At 39.3% G+C, this 14,150-nt stretch carries 14 protein-coding genes and 1 pseudogene; 12 read left to right on the forward strand and 3 right to left on the reverse strand.

Annotated features, from left to right (window positions below):
• Nucleotides 1–22: 22 nt before the first annotated feature.
• Entirely contained in the window at nt 23–1,966 is a 1,944-nt protein-coding gene (mngA, locus tag J7E35_RS11230) for a PTS 2-O-a-mannosyl-D-glycerate transporter subunit IIABC (protein WP_214779750.1), read from the reverse strand.
• Nucleotides 1,967–2,110: 144 nt separating this feature from the next.
• The gene (locus tag J7E35_RS11235) at nt 2,111–2,839 is read right to left on the reverse strand and encodes a MurR/RpiR family transcriptional regulator (protein ID WP_214779752.1); all 729 of its coding nucleotides are present in this window, start codon (nt 2,837–2,839) and stop codon (nt 2,111–2,113) included.
• Nucleotides 2,840–3,037: 198 nt separating this feature from the next.
• Here J7E35_RS11235 and manA point away from each other — a divergent pair, with 198 nt between their 5' ends.
• Nucleotides 3,038–3,982: a mannose-6-phosphate isomerase, class I gene (gene manA / locus J7E35_RS11240; RefSeq protein ID WP_214779754.1), complete on the forward strand. Its 945-nt coding sequence runs from the start codon at nt 3,038–3,040 to the stop codon at nt 3,980–3,982.
• A gap of 116 nt (nt 3,983–4,098) precedes the next feature.
• Nucleotides 4,099–4,632, forward strand: a complete 534-nt coding sequence (locus J7E35_RS11245; protein ID WP_214779756.1) for an NUDIX hydrolase — start codon at nt 4,099–4,101, stop codon at nt 4,630–4,632.
• Between the two features lie 101 nt (nt 4,633–4,733).
• On the opposite strand, the gene J7E35_RS11250 is transcribed toward J7E35_RS11245, so the two are convergent.
• Nucleotides 4,734–5,270 carry a GNAT family N-acetyltransferase gene (locus J7E35_RS11250; protein WP_214779758.1) on the reverse strand — a complete coding sequence of 179 codons (537 nt, stop codon included), beginning with the start codon at nt 5,268–5,270 and terminating at the stop codon, nt 4,734–4,736.
• A gap of 128 nt (nt 5,271–5,398) precedes the next feature.
• Here J7E35_RS11250 and J7E35_RS11255 point away from each other — a divergent pair, with 128 nt between their 5' ends.
• The 10 genes and pseudogenes from J7E35_RS11255 to J7E35_RS11300 form a co-directional block, all read left to right on the forward strand.
• Nucleotides 5,399–7,342, forward strand: coding sequence for a BglG family transcription antiterminator (locus J7E35_RS11255; RefSeq protein WP_214779760.1), 1,944 nt, complete (start codon nt 5,399–5,401; stop codon nt 7,340–7,342).
• A gap of 126 nt (nt 7,343–7,468) precedes the next feature.
• Nucleotides 7,469–8,860: a PTS fructose transporter subunit IIBC gene (locus J7E35_RS11260; protein ID WP_214779762.1), complete on the forward strand. Its 1,392-nt coding sequence runs from the start codon at nt 7,469–7,471 to the stop codon at nt 8,858–8,860.
• Between the two features lie 36 nt (nt 8,861–8,896).
• The gene (locus tag J7E35_RS23860; RefSeq protein ID WP_214779764.1) at nt 8,897–9,352 is read left to right on the forward strand and encodes a PTS sugar transporter subunit IIA; all 456 of its coding nucleotides are present in this window, start codon (nt 8,897–8,899) and stop codon (nt 9,350–9,352) included.
• A gap of 71 nt (nt 9,353–9,423) precedes the next feature.
• Nucleotides 9,424–10,104: an N-acetylmannosamine-6-phosphate 2-epimerase gene (locus J7E35_RS11270; protein ID WP_214780073.1), complete on the forward strand. Its 681-nt coding sequence runs from the start codon at nt 9,424–9,426 to the stop codon at nt 10,102–10,104.
• Nucleotides 10,105–10,245: 141 nt separating this feature from the next.
• Nucleotides 10,246–10,488, forward strand: a complete 243-nt coding sequence (locus J7E35_RS11275) for a transposase (RefSeq protein WP_214779765.1) — start codon at nt 10,246–10,248, stop codon at nt 10,486–10,488.
• A 442-nt stretch (nt 10,489–10,930) separates the two neighbouring features.
• Entirely contained in the window at nt 10,931–11,293 is a 363-nt protein-coding gene (locus tag J7E35_RS11280; RefSeq protein WP_214779766.1) for a hypothetical protein, read from the forward strand.
• A complete protein-coding gene (locus J7E35_RS11285) occupies nt 11,286–11,627 on the forward strand; it encodes a hypothetical protein (protein WP_214779767.1) in 342 nt (113 codons plus the stop codon). Before J7E35_RS11280 ends, J7E35_RS11285 begins: the two co-directional genes overlap by 8 nt.
• A 22-nt stretch (nt 11,628–11,649) precedes the next feature.
• The gene (locus tag J7E35_RS11290; RefSeq protein ID WP_214779768.1) at nt 11,650–12,078 is read left to right on the forward strand and encodes a hypothetical protein; all 429 of its coding nucleotides are present in this window, start codon (nt 11,650–11,652) and stop codon (nt 12,076–12,078) included.
• Between the two features lie 5 nt (nt 12,079–12,083).
• On the forward strand, nt 12,084–12,518 hold the full coding sequence (locus J7E35_RS11295) for a hypothetical protein (RefSeq protein WP_214779769.1): 435 nt from the start codon (nt 12,084–12,086) through the stop codon (nt 12,516–12,518).
• A gap of 1,108 nt (nt 12,519–13,626) precedes the next feature.
• Nucleotides 13,627–14,076: pseudogene (locus tag J7E35_RS11300) on the forward strand (ATP-binding protein); the annotation flags it as partial.
• Nucleotides 14,077–14,150 lie beyond the last annotated feature (74 nt).

The following is a 14,150-nucleotide window of genomic DNA, read 5'->3' on the forward strand; positions in this document are numbered from 1 at the left end:
GTCAAATCAGTTGATTCCGATATTATGCTGCTGATGCTTCTTCTGCGTTTTTTCCTTCTTTTCTTAACTTTCCTTTTCTTGTGGCAATCAGCAGAATCATTGAAATAAGAGCTCCGAGAATTGCTGCTCCAAACCAGATGCTTGCTGCTACAAGCAGAGGCTGTCCTTGTACAAGTGCAAGTGAGAAGATACCTGCTCCAGGAACATTCAATCCAATGTTAAAGTAGGCAACAATAGCACCTGTTACTGCAGAACCTGCAATTAATGAAGGAATTACACGCAATGGGTCATTGATCATGAACGGAATTGCGCCTTCTGTAATCCCGGCCAAACCTAGCAGCCAGGTTTGTTTTCCGACTTCTTGTTCTTGTTTTGTAAAGTATTTTTTCCCAATGATGGTCGCGCCTGTTACAGAGAAGGCAGAAACCATTTTAACGGATGCAAAAGCTGCGTAAGGAATAAAGTTCCCGCTGGCCATGGCACCGATACAGAAGGTGTAGGCTGCTTTGTTCACTGGTCCGCCAAGGTCAAAGGATACCATTGCGCCAAGGATTGCTCCCAGAAGTAACGCATTTGTGCCTGAAAGACTGTCAAGCCAGCTGAGTAATCCCTGGTTTGCTGCGGCAATCGGTTTTCCGACAACGAATAACATGATAGAGCCGACAACTAGGGTTCCGACAACAGGGTATATCCAGAAACTCACGAAACCGGCAAATGTGCCTTTTGGCTTAACTTTATTCTTTAGGAATTTTAAGAAGTAACCTGCAAGGAAACCACCAAGCATACCGCCAAGGAAGCCACTGCCGATCAGGTTAGCGGCAATACCAGCTGCGAAACCAGGTCCAAGTGCTGGCTTATCTGCGATAGAGTAAGCCATATAAGCAGCAAGGATCGGAATCATCAGCTGTCCAAGCATACCGCCGCCCAGCTGCCTTAACAGCCAGAGCCAAGAGCCTTCCTCAGCGTACACGTCCTGTAGGCCGAATGCCTGTGAAATCAACACTGCTGCTGCCAGGGTCATACCGCCGGCAACGATAACTGGGATAATATAAGAGATCCCTGTCAGGATGGAGTCCTTAATTTCGGTTTTAAACGACTTTTCACCATTGTCATCATCAGAAGATGCACTCGACTGGGAAGGGCTGTACTCTTTCTTGGGAGTGCTTTCTGCTTTATCCAGCGCTTGCTGCAACAGATTTTGCGCACTGCGCAATGGTGCTGCAACGGATGTTTTTACCTTAGGAAGGTGTGCAAAGCGCTCTTCTTCTTTGACAGCCACATCATTGGCATAAATAATGGCATCTGCTTTTTTAAGAAGGCTGGTTGTATGGCGGTCTTCAATTCCGTTTGCTCCCTGCTTTTCGACAAAGACATCAACACCCATTTCTTTTCCTGCTTTGATTAATGCTTCAGCGGCCATATAAGTGTGGGCGATTCCGGCTGGACAAGCCGTGATGGCTAATACGGTTTTATTTAACTTTTTTGCCACAGCCGCTTCAATTGCTGTTTCTGTGTTATCAAGCTGGTTGTATAATTCTGTATTCGTTTTAGCATGTAAAAGCCTGTCTTTATAAGATTCATCTGATAATCGTTTTACAAATTCGGAAAGAAGGGTTAAATGTGTTGATCCAGCTTCATTCTCCGGAATTGCGAGTAAAATGACCAGCTGAACTTTATTATTCGGGTTGATGCTTTCCCAGTCAGTTAAAGGCTTTTCCAGAGTTGCGATGGCAAAAGCAGCTTCTTTCACTGCAGTTGATTTGCCATGAGGAATGGCAAGTCCGCCTTCAAAGCCTGTAGGTGAAAGCTTTTCTCTATCTAATACCGATTGAAGAAACTCATCTGGATTTGTTAATTTTCCTTGATCACCTAGCTGTTTAACTAAATACTGGATTACTTCTTGTTTTGATTGAAATGCTTTCCCAGTATTGATTAGGCTTGGTGAGGTAAGTGCTTGTAGTTTCATGAAGATTACCTCCTGGATTTTTATGAAAGTGCTTTCATCTATCTGTGGGTATATCGTAGCAAAAAAAAATAAGAAGATTTGATTCTTCTTATTTTTACACTATTTATCATAAGTGAAGCGTTTTCATGTGTATTTATACACACTTTAGAAGCTTTCCCAATAATTTTGCGATAATGCCTGTAAAACAATCATTACTGGTGTCCGATCGGTTATGTTAAAACCGTTTTTCATCTTCTTCGGAGCATAACAATATAAGTTGACTGACCCCATGGTCTGCAGAGAATTTCGGGTGAAATGTGTCAACGTGACAATTGAAATATCTTTTTGATTGGCTATTTTGGCTATTTCAAGAACCTGCTGTGTCTCGCCTGATAGGCTTATTAAAAAGAGTACGTCTTGTTTATTCATTTGTTCCAGCATATGGAGGATTTCATGGCGGTGAATGGAAAATTGAGATTGCTTGCCGACTACTCGCAAATTTCGCACCATCATTTCACAGAAATCGGCCGAATCGCCAACGCCATAGAAAAGTATATGTTTGGCATCTTGAATCATTTTAGATATTGTTTCTATTCTTTCAATATCGAGTAGTTCGAATGTTTTCTGTATAAAATAATAGGAACTATCCTCATCTGGTTTTGTGGAGGAATCAAGCTCATCTTTGATACTATTTTTCAGATGAGAGAAACCGTCGTATCCTAATTTTTTTGAAAGTCTTGTAATGGTATTAGGTACAGTAAAAAGAGTAGCTGCCAGGCTCTGTATAGATTGAACAGTAAACTGTTGTTTGTTTTGAAGGATATATTCAACAATCTGGTCGTCTGTATCATTTAATTTATATTCAAACTTCTGCACACGATCTTTGAAACGCATATTTCCCCACCACACTTTTTTGGTTTTGTTTTATTATAGCAAAAAGGTATAACCTTGAAATGAAGATATAAAAGAATAAATTTAGGAACGTACGGATTTTTAGATATCTTTGTAGGGTAATCATTTTTTAAGTTGCTCTTATTAAAATTGTCTTCTAATATGAGAGTTATGCGAATTGTTACTATGGAGGTCTTTAATATGTTAAAACAACCATTATTTTTTGAACCGGTTTTTAAAGAACGAATTTGGGGCGGAGAGCAACTGAAATCTTTCGGTTATGAGCTTCCTTCTGACCAAACTGGCGAATGCTGGGCATTTGCTGCTCACAGTAATGGCCAGAGTGTTGTTAAGAACGGTGAGTATAAGGGATTAACTTTGGGTGAGCTTTGGGAAAACCAGCGTCAGTTATTCGGGAATATCGAGGGGGATCGTTTCCCGCTGTTGACGAAAATTCTTGATGCTGCCCAGGATTTATCCGTACAGGTGCATCCTGATGATGAGTATGGCCTTAAGCATGAAGGCGACCTGGGTAAGACGGAATGCTGGTATATCATTGATTGCGAAGAAGGAGCAGAAATCATCTACGGTCATACTGCTAAAACAAGAGAAGAGCTCGCAGCGATGATTCAGGAAGGAAAGTGGGACGAGCTTCTTACGAAAGTACCAGTTAAGCCAGGCGACTTCTACTTTGTTCCAAGTGGGACTGTTCATGCAATCGGTGCAGGAATTGTCATTCTGGAAACCCAACAGAACTCGGATACAACATACAGGGTTTATGACTATGACCGCAGGGATAATGAAGGCAATCTCCGCGAGCTGCATATCGATCAGTCGATTGCAGTAATGACTGTTCCTGCTGTAAAGCCGGAAATCAAACCTGTTGTCAAAACATCAGGTGATATGAAAATCACTACCTTCGTAGAAAGTGATTATTTCACTGTCCATAAATGGGAATTGGAAGGGACAGTGAAATTGAGTCAGCACCTTTCCTTCCAGTTGGTGAGCGTTATTGATGGAATAGGATCACTGGTAAAGGATAATGATCGGTTTGAATTCAAGAAGGGTGACCATTTCATGCTTCCATTTGGATTTGGCGAATATGAACTGGACGGAAGTGCTGAATTGATTGTTTCACATTTGTAAGGTGAAAAGCAGCCGACATTATTTGAATTGTGATAAATGTCCGCTGCTTTTCTTTTCGCAATAAAATGAAAGTGTGAATTTTATTTCGCTGACACCATAAGGAGGAGGGGAAGAAAATGGTTTGGGATATTAAGGAATCAAGCACGAACAAAGTGGACAGGTTCAAGGTTACCATTGATAAGGTTGTTCTTCCGAATAAGGAGGAGAAGACCTTTTCGTATTTGGATTTCGCTAAGGGAGTCTGTATCCTTCCAATTACGGCGGATCATGAGGTAGTATGTCTAAGGCAATACCGCCAAGCTATTAAAGACTGGCAATTGGAACTGCCAGCTGGAAGAATTGATATCGAGGGAAGTTCTCCGATTGAGACAGCAAAAAAAGAGCTTGAGGAAGAAACAGGCTATTTTGCTGAGCATTGGCTCGATCTGGGAAGCTTCTATCCTTCTCCGGGATCAACGACAGAGGAAATCTTCCTCTTTGCCGCTGCAGGTTTGAAGAAGACAGAGCAAAAGCTTGAAAACAGCGAGCAAATTGAACTAAATACCGTCTCGATGGAGGAATTAAAGAACTTGATTGTCGAAGGGGAGTTCAAGCACGGTGCAGGACTTGCGGCTATTCTGAGATATAAATTCATGACTGATAATCAATAAGAAAAAAACGAGAGGATATAACCCAAACCCGGGGTATATCCTCTGCTCCAGTTTTTTCGAAAGTCCAACCATTTAAAAGACATACCGTCCCCATGTACCCATTAGTTCCTCATAATATCTAATTCCTTATAGACTTGTTCCCAAATCGTTTCTTCTCTTTCGTCCTTTATGTAAGGTACAAATCCTAAATTCAAGTAAGCATTAATAGCTTTCAGATTGGTTGTCTGGGTTTTAAGATACGCTTTTCCATGCATGCTGCCCAGTTGTTGGAGCAGAAAGGCCAATAATGGTTTTGCAAGCTTCTTCCCCTGGTGTTCTGGTACGATTCCAACCCAGTGGATCCGCCCCATGTCCTCGCCGTTCAGCTGACCATACCATGCACTTGCTGTGCCTATGGCTTGTCCGTTTTCATCCTCTATAAAAAACATCCTTTGTCTGACGTCATCTGGATATGGAGCAAATTCCTGCCTGAAACGCTGCAACCCTGCTTCTATAGAATCGAACTCACCAGCTCTGGTTAATATGGCAGCCCAGTTTTCTTCATCTTTTTTAAAGCTTCTTATATTATAAGGTTCTGGGAGAGGTAATGAGGGAATGTTGGATAAGGAATGCACCATTATGAGTGGAAGTCTTTGCATATGAATTCCTCCGGTGATAAATGTTTTTTATAAGTATTGCAGAAGGAATAACGCAAAGCAATTATTTTCACAGACAAATTTGTGAAATATGGCTAGAATAATGGGAAAACGATTGTAAGAGGGATTATATGAATAGTAGAAACTATGAGGTATTGAAAGCTTTGCTGGAAAGAGAGCAGACCTTTTCAGTTAAAGAGTTGGCTGACATTGCGGGTTGCTCAGAAAAAACGGTCAGGAATGATTTTAAAGTCATCGATGAGTGGCTCAAAAGGGAAACGAACTTAATCATGGTAAGGAAACCGGGACTGGGGATTTTTATTGAAGGAAACCAGTCAGAAAAAGCAACTGTTCTTCAAAGAATGATGGAAATGAATGGTGAAGAGGCTTCCGACACTTTAAGAAAACTAAACATCATCAAGATGCTGCTTTTGAAAGATGGCCCCTCGACTCTACAGGAATTTGCTGAGCATTTTTATGTCAGCAAGACTATTATCAGGAGTGAGCTTGAAGAAAATGAAGAATGGCTTGCAAGTTTTGATTTGCGATTATTAAAGAAACAGGGCCATGGAATCGAAATTGTTGGCGTTGAAAAGAACTGGCGCACCGCACTTTCGCAGGTCACCCACATGATCATCAAAGCAGCTGCTGAGGAGCGGAAATCGATTGAAAGTATATTTGAATTAGGAGAAATCGATTTTACCAGGAGCAGGTTAAGGAAATTGGAGGTCGAGTTGGGTTTTTCTTTTACCGATGAGGCGCTTGAAAACTTGGTCACTCATATTTTAATTTCTATTAAAAGGGTGAAGCAAGGAAGCAGGATTGAACTTCCTGCAAAGGATATCGAACAAATTGAAAAGAAGACCGAATATGGTACGATTCAGAATTTTGTCAAGGAACTTGAACGAACCATGGCTATCAAAATTCCGAGGGAGGAGATTGCCTATATCACGCTCCGTATACTTGGAGCCAAAATTTACTATCTCTCAACTATTGATATGGAGAAAGTAGGAGAAGAACTGGCAAGGCTGGACCATGATGCAGTTTCATTTACAAAAAAGCTGATTTCAGCTGTTTCTGATGTATCTGGGGATCCTTTTTACAATGATCACCATCTATTGATGGGGTTGGCCTTGCACATGCAAACCTCCTTTTATCGCCTGAAATACTCTTTTCCGGTAGAGAACCCAATGCTGAATGAAATAAAGAAGATGTATTTTACGTTATTTGAGACCATTTATTATGTAATTCCAACTGTCTTAGAAGACTTTCAAATAAGTATCCCGGAAGATGAGATCGCCTATATCACTCTTCACTTCCAAGCTTCATTAGAGAGAATCGGAAAGCAAACCTTTAACAACAGGAAGGTTTTACTTGTCTGCTCAATGGGAGTGGGAATGTCACAACTGATGCAGACAAAGCTTGAAAGAAAGTTCCATAACCTTGAAATCGTAGGGACTTCTTCAATAAAAGATATTAAAAAGGAAATCAACGATAAAAATCCAGACCTTATCATCAGTACAGTTCCATTTGAAAGTGGTTCAGTCCCGCTTATTACTGTTTCTCCTTTTTTAATGTTAGAAGAGGAACGGAAGATAAAAGACTTTTTGGAGAATCCTGTTCTTGAACAGATGGAAAATAACTATCCTACCATCCACTCTCTGATTGAAAAAGAACTTATAGTTATCAATTCAGAGCGGAATACAAGGCCGGGGATCATTGGCAGGCTCTCAGATACCCTGATAGAAAAAAGATATATACAACCTGAATATAAGCAATCAGTGTATATGCGGGAAGATCAGTCCTCTACCGTTATAGGCAGCGGCATTGCGATTCCGCACGGAAATCCTGATTTTGCTAATGAAGCTAAACTGGCCGTGGCTCTGTTCCAAGAGCCGATACAATGGGGGATTGACAAGGTATCAGTGGTGTTCCTGCTGGCAATAGATCATGCAAATAAAGGTATGTTAAAAGAGCTGTTCAAAGAAATCTCACGATTGATGGACGATCGTTTAGCTCTTCAGAAATTGAGTGAAACTTCATCACCTGAAGAAGTGTTGAATATCTTCAATTAGTGAAAGCGCTTTTACTTAATTTGTTTTTGCCGTAACTTACGGTAAAAGTAGTTCTTTTGGCTGGGAAAGTAAGAGTTATTATAAGGGTGTAATTATTTTTAATTTATTTTTCAGGGGGTAAAATAAATGAAGTTATTGGCGATTACATCCTGTCCAAACGGAATAGCTCATACTTATATGGCTGCCGAAAATCTTCAGAAGACAGCTGAAAAGCTAGGTATTGCCATGAAGGTAGAGACACAGGGTTCTATCGGAGTGGAAAACGAATTTACTGAAGCCGAAATTGCAGAAGCAGATGGCATTATCATCGCTGCAGATAAGACAGTTGATAAAAGTCGTTTTGTTGGCAAGAAGCTGATTGAGACCGGTGTTCAAGATGGTATTCATAAAGCAGAAGACTTAATCAAACGCTTTGAAACTGGTAATGTACCAGAATATAAAGGTGACCTTAAGTCAATCAATGAAGTGAAAGATGAAAGAAAGAGCAAACAAAACCCAGTTTACCGTCACTTGATGAATGGTGTATCCTATATGATCCCATTTGTTGTAGTAGGAGGACTATTGATCGCTCTTGCATTGGCACTTGGCGGTGAACCGACAGAAACTGGTCTGGCGATTCCGGAGGGCTCTATGTGGAATAAGGTCCTGAGTGTAGGGGCAGCAGGCTTTACATTCATGGTTCCAATCCTTGCTGGATTTATCGCGATGAGTATTGCTGACCGTCCTGGTCTTGCACCTGGTATGATTGGCGGATATATCGCAGCTAACGGAAGTTTTTATGACAGTGAAGCAGGTGCAGGTTTCCTTGGCGGGATCCTTGCAGGTTTTGTAGCAGGTTATATTGCAAAATGGATTAAGACTTGGCCGGTTCCAAAGATGATCCAGCCGATCATGCCAATCCTTGTTATTCCGCTTTTAGCTTCTCTAGCTATCGCATCGTTATTTATTTTCGTAGTCGGTGCTCCGATTGCAAGCTTGATGGATGGATTGACTTCATTCCTGAATGGAATGCAAGGTGCAAGCAGTGTTGTTCTGGCTTTACTTCTTGGAGCGATGATTGCATTTGATATGGGTGGTCCAGTTAATAAGGTTGCCTTCCTATTTGGAGCAAGTATGATTGGAGCAGGTAACACCGAGATTATGGGTGCTATTGCCGCAGCAATCTGCGTACCGCCTCTTGCAATGGGTGTCGCAACATTATTGAATAAAAAGAAATACGAAAAGGCTGAACAAGAAGCAGGTAAAGCTGCCCTGGCAATGGGTCTTGTTGGTATCACTGAAGGTGCCATTCCATTCGCGGCAAAAGATCCGCTTCGCGTTATTCCTAGTATCATGGTAGGTTCTATGGTAGCTTCGGTCATCGCTATGCTTGCTAATGTTGGCAACAACGTGCCACACGGTGGACCAGTAGTAGCTGTCCTTGGAGCAATTTCTAACCCGGTTATGTACTTCGTTGGCATCATTGCTGGTGTTATCGTAGCCGCCTTAATGGTTAACGTATTGAAAAAGAACGTATAAATCAACTTTGCTCAGCAACTGATAGGAGTGTTACAAATGAAATTAACAGATTTGACTAACCTTGAGCTTATTAGCACGGATCTAAATGGCTCAACTCAAAAAGAGATTATCGATGAATTAATCGAAAAGCTGGATGGAGCAGGTGTGCTCAAATCAAAGCGTAAATTCAGGAAAGCAATTGAGAAGCGTGAAGAGGAAGGCAGCACAGGAATCGGTTTCGGCATAGCCATTCCTCACGGGAAATCAAAAGCTGTAACAACTCCGCAGGTTGCTTTTGGAATCAAGAGGGATGGAGTGGATTGGAAAAGTGCCGATGGGTCACTGGCGAAGCTGGTCTTTATGATTGCTGTACCTGAAGAGAGCGCAGGGAACGAGCACTTGAAAATCCTGCAAATGCTGTCCCGTAAATTAATGAACGAGGATTTCAGAGCGTCCTTGATCAATGCCCAGACAAAAGAAGAAGCTTATAAGCTTCTTGAAGAAATTGAATAGAGACAGTAAGGAGGAGAGATGAAGTAGTCTCTTCTCTTTTTTATAAGACAAGTGTGGGAGGAAACTTTGTGATGCTTAAAAAAATCCATAACGGCCTGGTTGTATCATGCCAGGCACTTGAAAATGAACCATTGCACAGCCTGTTTATCATGGGGAGGATGGCCCTTGCCGCAGAACAGGGAGGTGCTGTCGGAATCCGGGCAAATACCGGGGTTGATATTAAGGAGATAAAGAAAAACGTAAGCCTTCCGGTCATTGGGATTGTCAAACAAGACTATCAAGATTCAGAAGTGTACATCACTCCTACAATAAAAGAAGTCGATGAACTAGCTCTTGCCAGGACAGAGATGATTGCATTGGATGGGACAAATCGGATTCGTCCTGGTGGAATGGATCTACAAACCTTCTTTAATGTGGTAAAACAGAAATATCCGCTACAACTGTTGATGGCTGATGTATCTACAGTTGAAGAAGCAGAGTTTGCACAGCAATTAGGGTTTGACTGTGTATCTACTACTTTGGTCGGCTATACAGAAGAAACAGCTGGACATAAATTATATGAAAATGATTTTGAGATTCTTAAAGAGATGATTGCGAAAGTAAAAGTACCAGTTATCGCTGAAGGGAATGTTCATACGCCGGATATGGCAAAGAGGTGTTTAGAGATAGGTGCTTATTCGGTGGTTGTTGGTGGAGCTATAACGAGGCCACAAACTATAACGAAGAGATTTTTTGAAGAGATACATGGATGACTTTTCTTCACCCTAAGTACCGACGTCTAGTATTTACAGATTAACCCGGACGATTTCCGACATGAGAGGCGAGCAATTTATTTCTGACATTATGATTGAAGAAGCACTTCTTGCGCAGGATTGGAAAGTGAGGTGGAATGGATGCCTCGGGAAGCAAGAAGGAAAAGTGCAAGCGGTGTTTACCATGTGATGCTGCGCGGAGCGAACCGGCAAGAGATTTTCCATGATGAAGAAGACCGGATGAAGTTCCTTGATATTTTGAAAAAGTACAAATGGATAGCTGGGTTCACTATGTATGCCTGGTGCCTAATGGGCAATCATGTGCATTTGCTATTAAGGGAAGGAGAAGAGGAACTGGCCGCGACGATGAAGCGAATCGGTTAAGCTTCGCCACCTTTTACAATTGGAAGTACGCTACGACAGGACACCTATTCCAGGACCGGTTCAAAAGTGATAACGTCGAAACCGAGGAATACTTTCTCACCGTTGTTCGGTATATCCACCAGAATCCCGTCAAGGCAGGTATCTGTTCACGGGTGGAAGACTGGCAATGGAGCAGCTGTGCCGGATATTATGGCAAGAAATATTTTCCGGGAGGGTTGCTGGATCGAAATATAGTGTTGAAAAAGAAGGTATTATCGGTTGAAAGCGAGAATACTCTATAAACTGGCATTTAATTTGAGGATTGAAATATACAAACACATTGGATATACATATGAGTAGGTATCCACTGAATTTTGTATTTTTTTATAAAAATTTCGGAAAAATATTACATAAATGAAAGAAAAGTGTATAATTATATAAAAATATCTTCGGTGGTTTTATAATGAAATATGAAAAACTTTTGGCAGCTAAGCATAGTATTGAAACAATTAGACAAAAGAAGTTAGAATTAGCTGATGAAGAGTCTGTAGAAATTGAACGCTTTATTGATGAGGCTAAAAAAGTATATACATATGAAAAAAGGTTAGAAATCATTGAATGTTACCAGACAGAGGAGGAAAGTTGGAAATACCATGAATTGGTGGCAATTCATAAAAAGTGGGCAGAAGGAAAAGTGGAGTATGATGACATTATAAAATTAACTACATATGATGTTAGTCTAAAAGAATTTAGGGAAAAAAAGTATCAAAATTCACTTATAAACAAAGTTCATGATTTCCTAATGGGAGATGATAATAATGGGTAGAAATGTAACTTTGATTTATAACTATAAAAATAATTATGAAATGCTTCTTAAAGAAAGTGAACAAATTTATAAGACAAAATTAAATAAATATTCCACATTTTTTGCTAATGGAATTAACGAGGAGTTTAAGTTCTTCATCGATATTAGTCCAATGCAACTTCAGTTAATTTTCTCCGATTTTGTTGATGAAAGCTCGATGAATCATATTTTAGAACAAACTAAGGTTTTTATAGAGAATAACTTTAAGGAAAATAAAGTTGGAATACAAAGCGAAAATTACTATTATAGTCAATATTTCAAAAATATACCAGAAGTTAAAACAATAATAATGTAACAAATGGGGGCAGAGGTAGAATATGAACGCCTTGGATAAGTTAAAAAATATTATAAATGAACTTGAGTTGCCAAAGCCGAGGTATGTTGAGGAACTAGATGGTTTTTTAGTTAGAATGAGTGTTGATAAGAGTACTAAATTCACCTTATTTATTGGGGTAGATTCAGAGAGAGAAATTCTTAATTTTATAATTCCTGATATTAAGCAAATTAATAAAAGTAGATACAATGAAGTTGCTAAAAAGTTATTAGAATTTAATCATCAAAAATTAATGTATGGATCGGTTTCAATGGGGGAGAATTATGAAGGAGATTTTTACTTAATCTCATATTCAAATGCAATTTATACCAAACGGGATAATGATGAGCCTTTTACAATAAGTGAGTTTAAAGAATATGTAGGTTACGCCGGTTATGTGTATGAAAATATACAAGAATTAGTTAAGGAATAATTTATATGGAGAAAAAGATAATTATATATTTCCAAATGGGTATTTTTATCACTTTTTTAATTCTCGGTGTAATTAGAATGTTTGATGAGAAGTTTATTTTTTCAGCTGTCATAAGCTGTGCGTCTTTTGTGTTTTCAATAATTCTTCTCTTGTATACAACCAGGTTAAATGTTATAAAATCAAATAAACTTTGGGATGGGAAAAAGAAGCATAGGGCCAATCTTCTGGAATTATCTATAGGTATTGTTGTGATATGTGGTATTTTCATCTTTGGACCTTTGGTAATTTATAATAAAATATCATTGGTATTTGCTGAAGCCTTATCAATTTTTTCACTAGGTATATCCCTCAGTAATGCGCTTTTGTCTAATCTATTATATAAAGTATTGTGTTTTATAATAAAAAGTAAAGAGGAAAATGAAAGTGCACAAGCAAGCTGAAAATTATTTCTTTTTAATTATAATTGTTAAGCATTGACCAAAGGAGAGTCTTTGTTCCTGGGAATAATGAAATACAGGGACGGTTCTCGTGTCTATTTGGAAGCCGAAATAGGAGTGTAACTGGTGTTCTATTCATGTTGCTAATTGTCTTGCAACTGGTAGATTCCCTGTTTATCTGTAATTACAGGGTATTTAGAAATAGAAAAGAGCCAAATACGCAAGGAGTGAGTTAACCTTGCATATTTTGGCTCTATTTTTTAATCTTTTTAACATGTATTTTTATCCTCTTGAAATTCCGATTGCCCTGCTATGATTACGAAGGTAGTCCAAATAAAATTAGGATTACTAGTAGAATACTAAAAAAGCAAAAATAGGAATTCAATGTATTCATCTTTCCCCTTTCATCCCTTATACATATGATAAAAATGCTCCGAGCCAATACCAAATCAATGTGTTTACTACTCCCTTTTGGAATCGATCCAATATACCATATCCTAAAAGGTAATGCTAAAATAGGCACCAATTATAGCTAGGATAAAAGAAATCGCCAATTTATAAGAACGATTCTTAATCATAGCGCCCCACCTATTAGTGCAATATTACACTAATATCAACAAGTATATACTAATCTATGTGTGTTGAAAGAATATTTGTAATAAGGGTAAGTATGGTGACGTACCTGTTATTATTGTCCCGCAGATACATACGGACAGTTCTTCGAATTCCATCTGGAAGTCGAAGTACTTTCAAAGAGAGATGTGAGACAAAGAGACGGTTCGTTTACTTAAATAAATAAAGTGAAAAGCTCGATTGCTTGAGAAAGCAGACGGGCTTTTTAAGGTTGTTGGAAAATGTGTAAGAGAAGTGTCCTTTGGTTTGTATTTCATCACTCGGTATGGAACGAAACAACTCAGAAAAACCGTTACCTTGCACAATTTTTGAAACAAAATATATTCCCAATCGTAAACAATATATGGGTAAATAGAAGTAAATACTATGAGGGCTAAAATGGTTACTGGCCATACAGAAACCGGCTTTAATAGGAAGTTGAATAGGTTTTTGGCGGATAAATCGAATGAATCTTGAAGGTAAAGTTTGTTTCGCCAATATACTTGGGCCACATGGCAATGGAAAAACGTACATCGCAATTGGGCTGGGACTCGAAGCCGTCTAAAGAGGATTCAATGTTTACTTCGCTCCAAAGGGTGAGCTTGTACAGCTTTTAAAGACAGAAGAATACCTGAATAAATCTAAGTCCAACTCAGACGGATTAGCAATGCCGATCTTATGATTATCGATGATTTGATGTACATGGCGATTGATCAGAGAGAAGCAAACTTATTTTTTTATTTAATTAATCATTTATTCGAACGAAGTTCAATAATTCTTACCTCAAATAAAAGTCGAGATGAATGGGTAATTTAATTGGAGATCAAGGCATTACGACAGCTATTTTGGGCCGTTTACTTTATCGTGTGGAAGTGGTACATGGTGGAGTGGATGAGGAAAGTCCTCTCGGATGAAAAAACGAAAAGGCATCTTTTCAGCAGAAGTGTAAAAGGAAACGAGCATAAAGTGCAAAAATCCACTTGAGTCTACAGGGACATGGGGTGATTCGAGACCACAGAAAAA

Origin of the sequence: Bacillus sp. ISL-45, assembly GCF_018613195.1 — a bacterium.
Lineage (GTDB): Bacteria > Bacillota > Bacilli > Bacillales > Cytobacillaceae > Mesobacillus.

Excerpts from the sequence above, each read along its gene's own strand:
- manA (WP_214779754.1), top strand. The coding sequence starts at position 3,038 with ATGTTAAAACAACCATTATTTTTTGAACCGGTTTTTAAAGAACGAATT.
- J7E35_RS11285 (WP_214779767.1), top strand. The coding sequence starts at position 11,286 with ATGGGTAGAAATGTAACTTTGATTTATAACTATAAAAATAATTATGAA.
- J7E35_RS11275 (WP_214779765.1), top strand. The coding sequence starts at position 10,246 with ATGCCTCGGGAAGCAAGAAGGAAAAGTGCAAGCGGTGTTTACCATGTG.
- J7E35_RS11270 (WP_214780073.1), top strand. The coding sequence starts at position 9,424 with ATGCTTAAAAAAATCCATAACGGCCTGGTTGTATCATGCCAGGCACTT.
- J7E35_RS23860 (WP_214779764.1), top strand. The coding sequence starts at position 8,897 with ATGAAATTAACAGATTTGACTAACCTTGAGCTTATTAGCACGGATCTA.
- mngA (WP_214779750.1), bottom strand. The coding sequence starts at position 1,966 with ATGAAACTACAAGCACTTACCTCACCAAGCCTAATCAATACTGGGAAA.
- J7E35_RS11255 (WP_214779760.1), top strand. The coding sequence starts at position 5,399 with ATGAATAGTAGAAACTATGAGGTATTGAAAGCTTTGCTGGAAAGAGAG.
- J7E35_RS11295 (WP_214779769.1), top strand. The coding sequence starts at position 12,084 with ATGGAGAAAAAGATAATTATATATTTCCAAATGGGTATTTTTATCACT.
- J7E35_RS11260 (WP_214779762.1), top strand. The coding sequence starts at position 7,469 with ATGAAGTTATTGGCGATTACATCCTGTCCAAACGGAATAGCTCATACT.
- J7E35_RS11235 (WP_214779752.1), bottom strand. The coding sequence starts at position 2,839 with ATGCGTTTCAAAGATCGTGTGCAGAAGTTTGAATATAAATTAAATGAT.
- J7E35_RS11290 (WP_214779768.1), top strand. The coding sequence starts at position 11,650 with ATGAACGCCTTGGATAAGTTAAAAAATATTATAAATGAACTTGAGTTG.
- J7E35_RS11280 (WP_214779766.1), top strand. The coding sequence starts at position 10,931 with ATGAAATATGAAAAACTTTTGGCAGCTAAGCATAGTATTGAAACAATT.
- J7E35_RS11250 (WP_214779758.1), bottom strand. The coding sequence starts at position 5,270 with ATGCAAAGACTTCCACTCATAATGGTGCATTCCTTATCCAACATTCCC.
- J7E35_RS11245 (WP_214779756.1), top strand. The coding sequence starts at position 4,099 with ATGGTTTGGGATATTAAGGAATCAAGCACGAACAAAGTGGACAGGTTC.